Below are 12,715 nucleotides of genomic sequence, written 5' to 3'. Positions count from 1 at the left end.
GCTTAGCGGGAGCGAAGTCTACACCAGCCCAAACCAAAAATAAACAGGCTTTTGGCGATTAGGCTGGATTTTAATGGAGCTTGGTTTCTCGCAACTTGATGATCATTTCCGGTGGTCCGAAGGTGTCTGGTTGAGCTTCCGGCCAGTATTTATCGAATACACCGAGACCGGTTTTCCCTTTCAGCAAGGCCCCTGGCTCAAGAAAGGGCAGCATGTCCATATAGGAATGAACCTCGCTCTTCGATGTGCGTTGAATGATGTGCTCCGGTCCCAGTTCGGATGGATGGTTCAGACCGGAAGCTTCAAGGAGGTTCTGGAGGGCGTCCAGGGTGTTTTTATGATAGTTGTAAACCCGGCGACTCTTATCGGCTACGTCCAGTTTGTTGCCGCGACGGGGATCCTGCGTGGCAACTCCGCTGGGGCAGCGACCGGTATGACAGTTCTGGGCCTGGATACACCCCAGGGAAAACATATAGCCGCGTGCGGCGTTACACCAGTCTGCGCCGAGGGCAAGAGTGCGGGCGATGTTAAAGGCGGATGTGATCTTGCCAGCGGCGCCAATGGCAATGTCTTCGCGCAGATTGGTGCCTACGAGGGTGTTGTGTACCAGTAGCAAGGCTTCCTTCATGGGCATTCCCAGGCGGTTGATGAATTCCAGCGGGGCAGCGCCGGTGCCGCCTTCACCGCCATCCACGACGATAAAATCCGGCCTCCTGCCGGTTTCCAGCATGGCCTTGACGATCGCAAACCATTCCCATGGGTGTCCGATCGCGAGTTTGAAGCCAACTGGCTTGCCTCCCGACAGAATCCTCAGTCGTTCGATGAATTCCAGCATCTCTATGGGAGTACTGAAGGCCGAGTGTTTTGCCGGAGACACCACATCTTCACCAACCGGCACCCCTCTCGCTTCCGCGATTTCCGGTGTTACTTTGGCGCCGGGCAAGATGCCGCCATGGCCGGGTTTTGCCCCTTGGGACAGTTTGAGCTCTATCATTTTCACCTGATCCAGAGTGGCGTTTTTAACGAACATGTCTTCGTTGAACGTGCCATCCGGATGGCGACAACCGAAATAACCGGAACCAATTTCCCACACCAGGTCGCCGCCTGGCTCACGGTGGTATCGGGAAATCGAGCCTTCCCCGGTATCGTGGTAGAAATGGCCCATTCTGGCGCCTGTGTTCAGGCTGAGAATGGCATTGGCGGAGAGAGAACCAAAACTCATGGCCGAGATGTTGAACACGCTGGCACTGTAGGGTTTATCGCACTGTTTACCAATAAGAATCCGGAAATCGCTGCCGTCCAGTCGCGTCGGGATCAGGGAGTGGTTCATCCACTCGTAGCCTGGCTCATACATGCTTAGTTGGGAGCCGAATGGGCGCTTGTCCAGCACATTTTTGGCACGTTGATAGACAATGCTTCGTTGTTCCCTCGAGAAAGGACGTTCTTCGGTATCGGATTGAATAAAGTACTGGCGTATTTCCGGGCCAATAGATTCCAGGATATAGCGGAAATTGGCGAGGATAGGGTAGTTACGGCTCACGGTGTGCCGGCGCTGCACCATGTCCCAGGTGCCGATGGCGGTAAGAGCACCGAAAATGACCGGCAGCAGGTACCATCGTTCCAGAAAGATGCTGAGCGGCGCGGTGATCAGCAGTCCCGCGATACTCAAGGCATAGGTGGTGTACCTCAGGGGGAAGGTCGTGGTTTTCTCCATGGCGTCCTCTCGGTTCCTCTATTGTTTTCCGGCTGCTGACCAGTGTACTTGTTTACGGGCCAGATCCATCAACTCCGTCAGTCGATCTCGCTTTGACGGCGACACCTGACAATTTGGTCTATGCTCAGAGTGTTAGTGGCTGTGGGATGCGTCTTTGATGTTTTGAACTCAAATCACTAGACTGGCGTCCCTGTAAAGCTTTGAATCTTAATTGTTAGTAATCATTCTGAACGGGAGATTCCAACTGTGGGCGACGTTGTAAAAGACGAGTACCAGACGGATTACGTCGCGGGCCAGGATAATGTAAATCCTTTTGGCCTCGACCTACATGCACCGGTATTCCCGATTACGGCGATATTGGTGGTGCTTTTTGTTGTCGGAACGCTGATGTTTCCGGCCGAGTCAAAAGAAATGCTCGATGGGGCGAAATGGAACATCATTGGCACCTTTGACTGGTTTTTCCTGCTCAGCGCCAACGTTTTTGTGGTGGTATGTCTGGCGCTTATCTTTATGCCGGTAGGAAAGATTCGGATTGGCGGTATGGATGCCAAGCCTGAGTTTTCGACCATCTCCTGGTTCGCCATGCTGTTTGCGGCTGGTATGGGGATTGGCCTGATGTTCTGGGCGGTAGCTGAACCAACGGCCTATTACACCGGGTGGTACGAAACGCCCTTCAATGTGGAAGCGAATACCCCCGCAGCGAGTGAGATGGCGATGGGCGCCACTATGTATCACTGGGGTCTTCACCCGTGGGCCATCTATGCGATTGTCGCTCTTTCCCTCGCGTTTTTTGCCTACAATAAGGGGATGCCGCTGACTATCCGCTCGGCGTTTTTCCCGCTACTGCGTGATAAGGTTTGGGGTTGGCCCGGTCACATTATCGATGTGCTGGCAGTGCTTGCGACTATTTTTGGTCTTGCCACTTCGCTGGGTTTTGGTGCCCAACAAGCGGCCTCGGGCCTGGAGTATCTGTTCGGAGTTTCGTCCGGTATCAATGTCCAGATGGCCATCATCACCGGTGTTACCGCAGTCGCTCTGGTTTCGGTTCTGCGTGGTCTTGACGGTGGTGTGAAAGTTCTTAGTAACTTCAACATGGCGCTGGCGGGCATCCTGCTATTCTTCATTATCTTTGCTGGTCCCACCATGACCATCATTGAAACTATGTGGGTGACTTCATCCACTTATGTGGCCAACATTATTCCGTTGAGTAATCCATTCGGCCGTGAAGATGAAGCCTGGTTCCACGGCTGGACGGTGTTCTACTGGGCGTGGTGGATTTCCTGGTCACCGTTCGTCGGCATGTTTATCGCCCGTGTTTCCAAGGGCCGCACAGTGCGTGAATTCGTGACAGCAGTGCTGATCATTCCCACCGTTATTACGGTTGTCTGGATGAGTGCTTTCGGTGGTTCTGCCCTGGAACAGATCCAGCAGGGAATCGGTGCGCTGGCAGAGAATGGCCTGACCGATGTGTCCCTGGCCATGTTCCAGATGTTTGCCAACCTGCCGCTGACGGGCATTATCTCCTTTATCGGGATCGTGCTGGTGCTGGTGTTCTTTGTGACTTCGTCGGATTCAGGTTCCCTGGTGGTTGACAGCATTACCGCCGGTGGTAAAACCGATGCCCCGACTGTCCAGCGTGTCTTCTGGGTAATCATGGAAGGCGCGATTGCCGCGGCGCTGATCTTCGGTGGCGGTGAGGATGCCCTTGGAGCCATTCAGGCAAGCGCCATTTCCGCAGGTCTACCGTTCACTGCCATATTGCTGATTATGACGTGGGGGCTGTTGAAAGGCCTGACCCATGAACGGAAACTGCTGATTGCCGAAGGCAAGCTGTCATAGTTTTAGGTTGAATAAAAAACCGGAGCTCAAGGGCTCCGGTTTTTTTTTGCCTACATTTCGGGGCAGGACGCTATTGTTGGCTTGAGAAAGCATCCATGGCGAAGCGGGCGCGCTGCTCCGGGGTAAAGTGATGCCTCTTGAGGCCCTCAATGGCGCGCAGGCGTGGTACAAGCCCCCGACCATTAGCCATCTGAATAGCCAGTCCCGGGCGTGCATTCAATTCCAGAAGCAACGGTCCCTCGTTAATGTCGACCACTAAATCCACACCCATATAGCCAAGGCCGGTAGCTTCATAGCACCGGGATGCCATGGTCAGCATCTCTTCCCAGTCAGCTATATCAATGTTTTCCAGGGCAAGGCCTGTGTCCGGGTGCAATGTGATCGGTCGGTTGAATTGTACGGAGTTCAGGCTCTTTCCCGTACCGATGTCCAGGCCTACACCGACTGCACCCTGGTGAAGATTGGCCTTGCCGTCGGAGGCGGTCGTCGCCAGCCGAAGCATCGCCATGACGGGATAGCCCTGGAAGATGATAATGCGAATGTCAGGGACACCCTGATGCGAGTATTTGGCCAGTCCCGGCACTGACTCCACCAGATTTTCGACAATAGCAACGTCTGGTGTTCCAGCCAGGGAGTACAAGCCCGCGAGTATGTTGGACAGGTGCCTTTCAAGGTAAGCGGCAGGCACTCGGGCGCCAGAAGCCTTGATAAACTCATCTCCGTCACGGCCAGTGATGACCGTGATGCCCTTGCCGCCGGAACCCTTGGCGGGCTTTATCGCAAAGCCTGTCAGGTCTTCCGCCATTTCCCGGAAGTGCGGGATTTCGTGTTGCTGTCGAACAACTTGCAGCAGCTTGGGTGTTTTGACACCGTATTCAGCTACCACCAGCTTGGTTTTCAGCTTGTTGTCCACTAACGGATAAGACGTTCGGTCGTTGTACCGGGAGATATAATCGACATTTCTCCGGTTCATGTTGAGCATGCCCAGCCGGGTCAGTGCGCGGGGAGAAATCCAGTCCATCAGTCGTAAGCCTTCATCGGGGTGAAGCGACGAAGTTCACTCAGCTTGTAGCCTGTATACTGACCCATCAGCAGAATGAGGCCGAGCACGACGAAGTGCAGCTCCGGGAAGTTGAAGGTCAGGTGCCGGGACAGTGGCGCGTCCATCACCAGGAACGCACATACCGCCACAAACAGGCTGCCGGCTCCCTGCACAACGACTTCATGGGCGCCTTCTTCTTCCCAGAGTATGGACATACGTTCAATCGTCCAGGCAATGATGACCATCGGGAAGAAGGTTACGGTCATGCCGGTATTGAAGCCCATCTGATAGCCGACAATACTCAGGCCCGCAGTGATAAATATCACCAGGATGATCAACGCGGATATTCGTGACACCAGTAGCAGGTTCAGGCTGGACAGGTAACCGCGCATCAGCAGGCCTATGGCAACCACCGAGGTGAAGGCAATAAGTCCTGGAAGCAGGTTGGTCTGAACAAATGCCACCGCAATCAGGACTGGCATGAAGGTGCCTGAGGTTCGAATACCGATCACGATGCGCATGAAGGCAACCATGAGGGCGCCGAGCGGAAGCAGGAGCAGCATCCGGAACATGCTCTGTTCTTCTACTGGAAGCTGGTAGAGGCTCAGGAACCCGAAGCCATTCTCTTCGGATTGCATGGCAGCCAGCTGCAAGGCAGGTATGGTCTGCCTCAGTATTGAAAAGCTGACGCTGGAATCGTCCCCACCTACAACATCCAGCAGGGATGCCGCCCCCTGACGCCAAAGAAGTGTGTCTTCCGGTAGCCCCTGTTCCCCGGATTTGGGATCGAAAGTAAGCCACTCGTCACCGTTATAGATCTGCAGGAACGGCGTCAGTCCCTGGCGTCGCCGGGCATCTTCGAGCTTGAGCCCATCGGCGGTTCGCGCGGGAATGCCTGCATGGTTTAGCATGCGGACCAGGAGGTCCAGGTGGTTGGTTCCGGAGACCAGCAGTGTTGTGTTCTGTGCCTGGGTATCCGGTTGCATCAGCCGGATCAGCTCGCGCGTCATGCTTTCAGGCGTGCTGGAACGTTCCTCAGCCTGCATGAGTATTTCACGTACGGCGGTTGCCTGTGGTTCTTCCCAAAAGACGGAAATCGGCTTTGGCGCTCTGCGAGGGCGGTCCCGGTTGGCATTCGGATCGGGAATGAACTGAGTCTTGAAGTAGAGGGTTTGCGGTCCTATCACGTCACGTTTGGACCATTCGGCTCTCCGGCTCCCTTCCTTTTCGACGACCGAAAAGCCATAGCCGGGAGAGGCTGCCTGTTCTGAAAGGATACGGAATCCCGGAGACTGCTCAGGAATGTTCAGGCTGGCCAGCACTGGTTCGTTTGCGGCGTTGAAATCGATCCTGGCTTCAACCATCCAGACCGGGCGTTGTTCTCCTGTGAGCCAGGGTATGCCCAATTCTACATGGCGCCAGATAGCTAGTGCCGTTCCGGCTAAAATCAGCAGGGCAATAGCGGTGAAAAATGGAATTCGGGAGCGGGAAGTCACGAGTCATCCCCGTTGTTTTGGGTGAGTGATGAAGGCAGTTCGGTGGCAAACTCTTTGCCAACGTCGATGAGCATCATGTCCCGGAGTATATTTCTCCCAATCAGGACATTGTGTGACAGGTGTCTGCGGTCGGTCAGGGTGAATTCAGCGACTTGCTGGTGATCTCCTATGGCAAACTGGAGCTCGACCACCACCCGCCGGTCTGCTTCGTCCGCGCTGGACTGGATGATTCTGACGCGGCGGGAAACTTCTTTTTCCATAGTGACGTATTCTTCACTACCCGGAACCGGGACTTCAAAGCGAACCCAGTTATTGCTGTCGCGTTCGAACTTTGTGATGTTGCGTGCGTCAATGGACGACGTTTCCGCGCCGCTGTCTATGCGGGCGTTATACACAATGCCGGGGCCCGCCAGGTAGAACTTTTCCAGCTCACCGACAATGAGCTTGCCTTTCAGTCTGTCAGCGCGGCCTTTCGAAGGCTGGTTTGTGACTGAGGGGCATGCTTGTGCGGTGACCGGAGGGCACTCGGGTTTTTCGATTTTCTGTTCGATGGCTTCGAGGATAGTCCGGGTGGAGGTGTTGTTGATCTCCACCAGCTTGTCGTGTCGGGCCGTGGCGTTTCCCTCCATGGTAACCAGGGTGGCGCGCTGGGATTGAACAGAACCGTTAAGTTTGTCCAGGTTTTCCTTGGGCACCATTAAATAACGGTCCGCTGAACAACCGGACATTACAAGCAGAATAACGAGAATAGCCAGCGGCTTCCCGCATCGAAAACGCGTTGAGAACATCTAAAACCCCTGAACCTGCGACCCCGTCAGTTTGTCAATCTGGGCCCGCCATGAAGACCTGCAAATATCCGCAGTAAGATACTCGCAGGAGGAGTATACAACAACCGATGTGTGTGGTTGCTTTACAGTTGGTTAAGAGTCAGAAATTTTTACGGTTTTGCGGGGTATTCAGGCTTCGTTAAATAAATTGCTGTTGCCCCAGTACTTCCTCGGAGCGCAGGTATTCCTGAATGACGGGGGAGCAGTTCAGGTAAAACAGCAACAATTCCCTTTGGATATCCTGATCCTGAATGCGTGAAGCAAAGTGAATCAGCGCCCGGATATTTTCGTCTCGGGATTCATCGGCGCCGCTGAAGGACTTGCCATACCGGCCTTTCAGCAGCGCGGTCAGTCGCTCAAGGTGGAATTCACCCGTGTGGGTAATATGGGGCAGTAGCCGAAAACGGGTGCCTCGGGCGTCATTATTTCTGCAGCCCAGGCCACCCGCGTAGCCGGATTGGGAAAATTCCGATCCCAGTTTTCTCCAGAGCTCTTTCAGCATAATGAAATCCTGTTCTTCCTATCGCTCCGGAACCGCGGCGACCCGGTTAAAAACCGTTAATGCAATCGTGGCGACAGAACACATTACTCTTTTAGTTTATATTACGGCTTGAGTCCATAAGTGAAGGCAACGTCTTTGCCTGTTTTGCCAAGCCGTCGAGGTTTGCATATTCAGGGTATCCAACAGGACGTCCAGAAATGAAAAAAGGTTCCCGTTAACAGGAGGAAAGTGTGCCCGAGGCCGTTGCAGAAATTGTCCGGAATGAGCCCGTGATTTTCAGTGTTGTTGCCTCTCTTTTGTTACTGGTTGGTGTGCTGGTGATTGTGATGGCCCGGAGCAGCCGCGTGAGAATAGCTCAGTTGGAATCGGAGAGAGCCGAGTATCAACGGCGGTCTGAATCCCTGGCGAATGAGCTGGGAGAGGCACGGATAGAGTTACGTGAATACGAAGTGACTCTGGCCAGTGAACGGCGTTCCAGTACAGAGAAGCTGGCGTTGCTGGAGCATAACCGGGATGCCCTGAAGCAGGAATTCGAGAACCTGGCCAATCGTATTTTCGATCAGAAAAGTGAACGTTTCAGCCAGCAGACCCGCACCAGTCTGGACAGCTTGCTTAATCCCTTTCGAGATCAATTACAGGACTTCCGCAAACGTGTGGAAGACGTTTATACCTCCGAGACCCGGGACCGCCAGGCATTGCGGAGTGAAATCAAATCCTTACAGGATCTTAACCGACAAATCACTGAAGAGGCTGCTAGCCTTACTCGCGCTCTGAAGGGCGATAAGAAAATCCAGGGTAACTGGGGCGAGTTGATACTGGAACGGGTTCTGGAGCGCTCGGGGCTGCGCAAAGGAGTGGAATACGAAACCCAGGGCAGTTATCGCGATGATGATAATCAGCTGCTGCGCCCGGATGTGGTGGTGCATCTGCCCGACAACCGTAATCTGGTAGTGGATTCCAAGGTCTCACTGGTGGCATATCAACAGTGGATCAACGAAGAAGACGAGGGCGCAAAGGCGGAGGCACTTCAACAACATGTTGAGGCCGTTCGCACACATATCCGAACCCTGAGTGAGAAAGACTACAGTCAGTTGAACGGGCTCCACTCGCCGGATTTTGTGCTGCTGTTCATGCCGATCGAGCCATCGTTCGTGGCAGCTTTCCAACAGGACGAGAACCTCTTCGCAGAAGCGTTTGAGCGAAAGATTATTGTAGTAACACCAACCACTTTGTTGGCCACGCTTCGGACCATCGAGAATATCTGGCGTTACGAACGGCAAAGCCAGAACGCACAGCGTATTGCCGACCGGGCCGGAGCGGTTTACGACAAGCTTCGGGTTTTCGTGGAGTCCATGGAGAAACTCGGGGCGCAGCTCCACACGGCACAAGGCAGTTATGACGCTGCCATGAATACGTTGACCCGGGGCCGTGGAAACCTCGTGTCCCAGGCGAACCGCTTTGTCGAGCTTGGGGTTCGTGTTAAAAAAGAGTTACCCAAGGTCATTATGGATCAGGCAGAAGTGGATCCCGATGACGACGAAGAGTTCAGAGCGTCCGACCCGGCATCCGCAAGCGCCGGTGAATTTGCGGACAACCAGCAGGAGTAGAGGCAATGGTAAAAACATCTCGAAAGGGGCATAAACTGGCCTGTAGCCTGGTTTTTGCCTCGTTGCTCGTGACCACTGTGGCCCAGGGCACGTCGTTGGCCCAGGAGCATGAAGTCCGCCGCCTTATGCTGGCTACCGAGGAAGCCGTCGCCGCCAAGAGCTGGGGGGAGGCCGCTGAATATCTTAACCGGCTACAAGGCCTCGAGGGCGTAAAACCCGTGGATTATTATTATTTCCGTGGGCGTGTCATGCAGGAATCGTCCCATTTCAATGAAGCACAATCTGCACTGGAAGCCTATGTTTCCCGTGCCGGTGCTGAAGGCAGGCATTATCGGGACGCGCTTACAAGGATCACTGCTATCGAGAAGTCCCGCAAGGAGCAGCGTTCCATGCAGGATCAAAGCCGGGCCAGTAAGCAGGAATCGGTCGCCATCATTGAGCCCGCCGGCCAACAGGCGATGACCAGTATGCGTAAGCTGTACCTTGCAGACTCTGACCGCGAAGCGCTCACTATACACCTGAACAGTTTGCTGGAAGTGGCAGGCTGGCGTGCCGACCAACGCGTGGTCAGGCTGGATGTGCCTGCGGATGTGAGCTACAAGATTGCTGCCGTCGAAAGTCGGATAGAAGTTCAGGAATCCCGCAGGGAAGAAGGCGAGCGAGTCACCAAAAGTACCCATTCCATCAACGTATACGGCATTAGTCCCCGGGTTCAATGGGATTGCCAACCCTCGGCGGCAACTTGTTGGGTGTATGATCCAAGGGATGGCTCCCGATTGTTAAAGCTTGGTCCAAACCGGGACCGGGCAGAGGAAATTGCTGGCACGCTGGGGCGCTTGATAAAAACGCTTCAGAATCCCGGCTGATCGGCAGCTCTCACTCTCCGATATTGCTTCGTTCCCCTTCCCGGTATGCGCCAGGGGTAACCCCTGTCCACTTCTTGAACGCACGGTGGAAGGTGGAGGGTTCTGTGAAGCCTACTTTGGAGGCGATGTCATTAATGGGCAGATCCTGGCGGCCCAGATAGTAAATGGCCATGTCGCGCCTGAGCAGATCCTTGATCTCCTGAAACGACGTATTTTCTTGTTTGAGCCGCCGGCGCAGGGTTTGTGGACTGGTGTGCAGTTCGGCGGCAATCCACTCAAAATCCGGCAGAGGTTTGGAGAAATCCCGACCGATCAGTGCACGGATTCGGCCGGTGAAAGTGTTACTTTCATCCGGCCGCGACAGAAGATCCGCCGGGGAAGTCTTGAGGAACTGGTGCATTTCCGGCCGATCCCTGATCACCGGTGCAGAAAGAAAGCGTTTGTCGAAGGTGAGCGTCGTGCGTTCCGCTTCGAACGCCAGTGGGCAGTGGAATATGTGGCGGTATTCGTCGCCGTGAATGGGACGTGGATAATCAAACTCAGCCTTCAGTAACTCCACCGGCTGGCCCACAAGCCAACTGCCAAGGCGGTGCCAGATCACCAACAGACTTTCCCGCATGAAGTACATGGGGTCGGATATGTCACCTTCGATAACGGTAACCAGTCGCGCTACCTGATCATCGACTTCAAGTTCCATGGATACCATGGGCTCGAACAGACGTGAAAACTGGAATGCCTGCCGGTAGACCGCTTCCAGGTTGGGGCAGTCAATGACCAGGGCGCACATGGTGGCGAAGGTGCCGGCACGGCATTGTCTTGGCCCGAATCCCATGAATTCGTCATTCATACGGGTCCAGATGACCTGCATCAGCCGGCTGAACTGGTCACTGTTCACACGGGCCATCTCGATCTTCAACAGGTCGGGAGAGATACCTGCTTCCCGCAGCATATCCCGGGTGTCATAGCCGGCGCGCGCAGCGCCGATCAGAGATGCCTCTACAAAGTGCCTGGAAACCGTCAGGTTTGACATGCCACTCGCTATTCCTTGGAAAACGAAGCCCATCATAAAACCCCCCAGCCACAATGCAACCTGCAGGCGCGCCAAACGCTGGAAGAAATGGCCAATTGGAATGACGGAACCCGCAGTTGGCCCCATAGGAAAAAAACGGCAGCATAGAAGCAATCACCAACAAGGAGAAAAATATGCCAGGCCCACTGACGTCCCTTAAAATTCTCGACTTCAGCACACTGCTACCCGGACCCTACGCCACCATGCTCCTGGCGGATATGGGCGCGGATGTACTGCGCGTGGAAGCACCGGACCGAATGGAGCTGACCCGGGTCATGCCACCCCACGATGGTGGAACGAGCACCGCTCACGCCTACCTGAACCGTGGTAAGCGTTCCCTTGGGCTTGATCTCAAGAAAGAGGGTAGCGCCGACGTTATCAAGGAGCTGGTCAAGGACTATGACGTCGTCATCGAGCAATTCCGCCCGGGTGTTATGGATCGCCTGGGGATCGGTTACGACACCCTCAAGGCAATTAATCCAAAGCTGATTTACTGTGCCATCACCGGCTATGGTCAGACTGGTCCCTATAAAGACCGAGCGGGCCACGACATCAATTACCTGTCTCTGGCCGGTGTCTCCAGCCATTGCGGTAGGGCTGACAGTGGCCCGCCCCCCATGGGCATCCAGATTGCCGATGTGGCCGGGGGCTCCCATCATGCAGTCATGGGGGTGCTTGCGGCAGTTATCCACCGGCAACAGACCGGAGAGGGGCAGTTTGTCGATATCAGCATGACCGACGCCGCCTTTGCCCTTAATGCCATGTCCGGCGCTGCCTGTTTGGCCGGAGGGCAGGAACAGAAGCCGGAGAGCAGCCTCCTCAATGGTGGTAGTTTCTACGATTACTACCAGACCGGTGATGGCCGTTGGCTGTCCGTAGGCAGCCTGGAGCCCCAGTTCTCATCCCGCCTGTGCGACACCCTGGGCCTGTCAGAGATGAAGAGCTTTGCCCTGAGCCAGAATCCGGAACACCAGCAGAAGATGAAAGCCGCGCTGAAAGAAAAGATTGCCGAGAAATCACTGGTGCAATGGCAGGAGATTTTCGCGGATCAGGACGCGTGTGTGGAACCGGTATTGACCATCTCCGAAGCGGCGGAACACCCTCAGTTAAAGGACAGGGGCATGGTGATCGGTGTGGATCGGGAAGATGGCACTGAGCAAAAACAGATTGGCTACCCCATCAAGTTCAGCCAGACCCCCTGTTCCGCAAAGCACGTGGGTAGGAAACTGGGGGCAGATAACGACGCTATTCTGTCCTGAACTAAGCGACCCCCTCAGGTTACTAAAGCGTCATTGGCATTTTATGGAAATAGGGTCCTTAATTGAAAATGCAGCCAACCATAGATCAAAAAATGATCAAGGAGGTGTCTGATGAGCATTAAAACCCTGGGGCTTGCCACCGTGATGTCCATGACGCTCTGCATTCCGGCCGTTTACGCCGCCGGTTCCTACGGAACCGAAGAAGGTGCAATGGAAGGTGGCGGCGAAAAGATGCAGCAAAGCGAAACCATGGAGCAGGGTATGTCTTCCCCGTCCTTCGCCGAACTTGATGCCAATCAGGATGGCGTTCTCACCGAGGACGAGTTAAACGTATACGGTAGTACTGCAGCTGGTAACCCCGATAGCGAGCCAATGTCAGGTCAGGAAACCCGCGACATGATGATGGAGCTGGATCGGGACAGTGATGGTCAGCTTACTCAGGATGAGTTTGAGAGTATGGAGGAGTAGCTTCGCCCATTGGCAATATTGGACGG

Annotated in this window: 11 protein-coding genes; 5 read left to right on the top strand and 6 right to left on the bottom strand. The window is 54.7% G+C overall.

The window, feature by feature from the left end; translation table 11 throughout:
- Positions 1-70: 70 nt before the first annotated feature.
- Positions 71-1,714: an FMN-binding glutamate synthase family protein gene (locus MARLIPOL_RS12215; protein ID WP_012138462.1), complete on the bottom strand. Its 1,644-nt coding sequence runs from the start codon at positions 1,712-1,714 to the stop codon at positions 71-73.
- 246 nt (positions 1,715-1,960) lie between these two features.
- Here MARLIPOL_RS12215 and MARLIPOL_RS12210 point away from each other — a divergent pair, with 246 nt between their 5' ends.
- Positions 1,961-3,553 (top strand): BCCT family transporter, encoded by a 1,593-nt coding sequence (locus MARLIPOL_RS12210; protein ID WP_012138461.1) that lies wholly within the window; start codon positions 1,961-1,963, stop codon positions 3,551-3,553.
- A gap of 70 nt (positions 3,554-3,623) precedes the next feature.
- Here MARLIPOL_RS12210 and MARLIPOL_RS12205 read toward each other — a convergent pair whose 3' ends face one another.
- The 4 genes from MARLIPOL_RS12205 to MARLIPOL_RS12190 all read right to left on the bottom strand — a co-directional run bounded on the left by MARLIPOL_RS12205 (position 3,624) and on the right by MARLIPOL_RS12190 (position 7,420).
- A complete protein-coding gene (locus tag MARLIPOL_RS12205; RefSeq protein ID WP_012138460.1) occupies positions 3,624-4,574 on the bottom strand; it encodes an alpha-L-glutamate ligase-like protein in 951 nt (316 codons plus the stop codon).
- Positions 4,574-6,091: an inactive transglutaminase family protein gene (locus tag MARLIPOL_RS12200; protein WP_036191613.1), complete on the bottom strand. Its 1,518-nt coding sequence runs from the start codon at positions 6,089-6,091 to the stop codon at positions 4,574-4,576. The genes MARLIPOL_RS12205 and MARLIPOL_RS12200 overlap by 1 nt, the downstream gene beginning before the upstream one ends.
- The gene (locus tag MARLIPOL_RS12195) at positions 6,088-6,789 is read right to left on the bottom strand and encodes an ATP-dependent zinc protease family protein (RefSeq protein ID WP_012138458.1); all 702 of its coding nucleotides are present in this window, start codon (positions 6,787-6,789) and stop codon (positions 6,088-6,090) included. Before MARLIPOL_RS12195 ends, MARLIPOL_RS12200 begins: the two co-directional genes overlap by 4 nt.
- 268 nt (positions 6,790-7,057) lie before the next feature.
- A complete protein-coding gene (locus MARLIPOL_RS12190) occupies positions 7,058-7,420 on the bottom strand; it encodes a hypothetical protein (RefSeq protein WP_012138457.1) in 363 nt (120 codons plus the stop codon).
- A 326-nt stretch (positions 7,421-7,746) separates the two neighbouring features.
- Between MARLIPOL_RS12190 and MARLIPOL_RS12185 the strand changes: the two genes are divergently transcribed.
- Both MARLIPOL_RS12185 and MARLIPOL_RS12180 read left to right on the top strand, forming a co-directional pair.
- Positions 7,747-9,027, top strand: coding sequence for a DNA recombination protein RmuC (locus MARLIPOL_RS12185; RefSeq protein ID WP_145768791.1), 1,281 nt, complete (start codon positions 7,747-7,749; stop codon positions 9,025-9,027).
- A 5-nt stretch (positions 9,028-9,032) separates the two neighbouring features.
- On the top strand, positions 9,033-9,893 hold the full coding sequence (locus MARLIPOL_RS12180; RefSeq protein WP_012138455.1) for a hypothetical protein: 861 nt from the start codon (positions 9,033-9,035) through the stop codon (positions 9,891-9,893).
- Positions 9,894-9,903: 10 nt separating this feature from the next.
- Here the strand turns inward: MARLIPOL_RS12180 and MARLIPOL_RS12175 are convergent, their stop codons facing one another.
- Positions 9,904-10,923 (bottom strand): AraC family transcriptional regulator, encoded by a 1,020-nt coding sequence (locus MARLIPOL_RS12175; protein ID WP_012138454.1) that lies wholly within the window; start codon positions 10,921-10,923, stop codon positions 9,904-9,906.
- Between the two features lie 173 nt (positions 10,924-11,096).
- Here MARLIPOL_RS12175 and MARLIPOL_RS12170 point away from each other — a divergent pair, with 173 nt between their 5' ends.
- Complete coding sequence (locus MARLIPOL_RS12170; protein WP_012138453.1) at positions 11,097-12,221, top strand: CaiB/BaiF CoA transferase family protein; 1,125 nt, start codon at positions 11,097-11,099, stop codon at positions 12,219-12,221.
- 111 nt (positions 12,222-12,332) lie between these two features.
- Complete coding sequence (locus MARLIPOL_RS12165) at positions 12,333-12,689, top strand: EF-hand domain-containing protein (RefSeq protein WP_012138452.1); 357 nt, start codon at positions 12,333-12,335, stop codon at positions 12,687-12,689.
- The last annotated feature ends 26 nt before the right edge of the window (positions 12,690-12,715 follow it).

It is taken from the genome of Marinobacter lipolyticus SM19, assembly GCF_000397065.2.
GTDB classification, from domain to species: Bacteria; Pseudomonadota; Gammaproteobacteria; order Pseudomonadales; family Oleiphilaceae; genus Marinobacter; species Marinobacter lipolyticus.
The sequence above is the reverse complement of the archived record's forward strand: the minus strand, read 5'-3'. Positions and strand labels throughout refer to the sequence as shown.

Bases quoted from the DNA above. Each gene is read 5' to 3' on its own strand.
- MARLIPOL_RS12195 (WP_012138458.1), bottom strand. From the start codon at position 6,789: ATGGTGCCCAAGGAAAACCTGGACAAACTTAACGGTTCTGTTCAATCC.
- MARLIPOL_RS12205 (WP_012138460.1), bottom strand. From the start codon at position 4,574: ATGGACTGGATTTCTCCCCGCGCACTGACCCGGCTGGGCATGCTCAAC.
- MARLIPOL_RS12170 (WP_012138453.1), top strand. From the start codon at position 11,097: ATGCCAGGCCCACTGACGTCCCTTAAAATTCTCGACTTCAGCACACTG.
- MARLIPOL_RS12165 (WP_012138452.1), top strand. From the start codon at position 12,333: ATGAGCATTAAAACCCTGGGGCTTGCCACCGTGATGTCCATGACGCTC.
- MARLIPOL_RS12185 (WP_145768791.1), top strand. From the start codon at position 7,747: ATGGCCCGGAGCAGCCGCGTGAGAATAGCTCAGTTGGAATCGGAGAGA.
- MARLIPOL_RS12180 (WP_012138455.1), top strand. From the start codon at position 9,033: ATGGTAAAAACATCTCGAAAGGGGCATAAACTGGCCTGTAGCCTGGTT.
- MARLIPOL_RS12175 (WP_012138454.1), bottom strand. From the start codon at position 10,923: ATGTCAAACCTGACGGTTTCCAGGCACTTTGTAGAGGCATCTCTGATC.
- MARLIPOL_RS12215 (WP_012138462.1), bottom strand. From the start codon at position 1,714: ATGGAGAAAACCACGACCTTCCCCCTGAGGTACACCACCTATGCCTTG.
- MARLIPOL_RS12190 (WP_012138457.1), bottom strand. From the start codon at position 7,420: ATGCTGAAAGAGCTCTGGAGAAAACTGGGATCGGAATTTTCCCAATCC.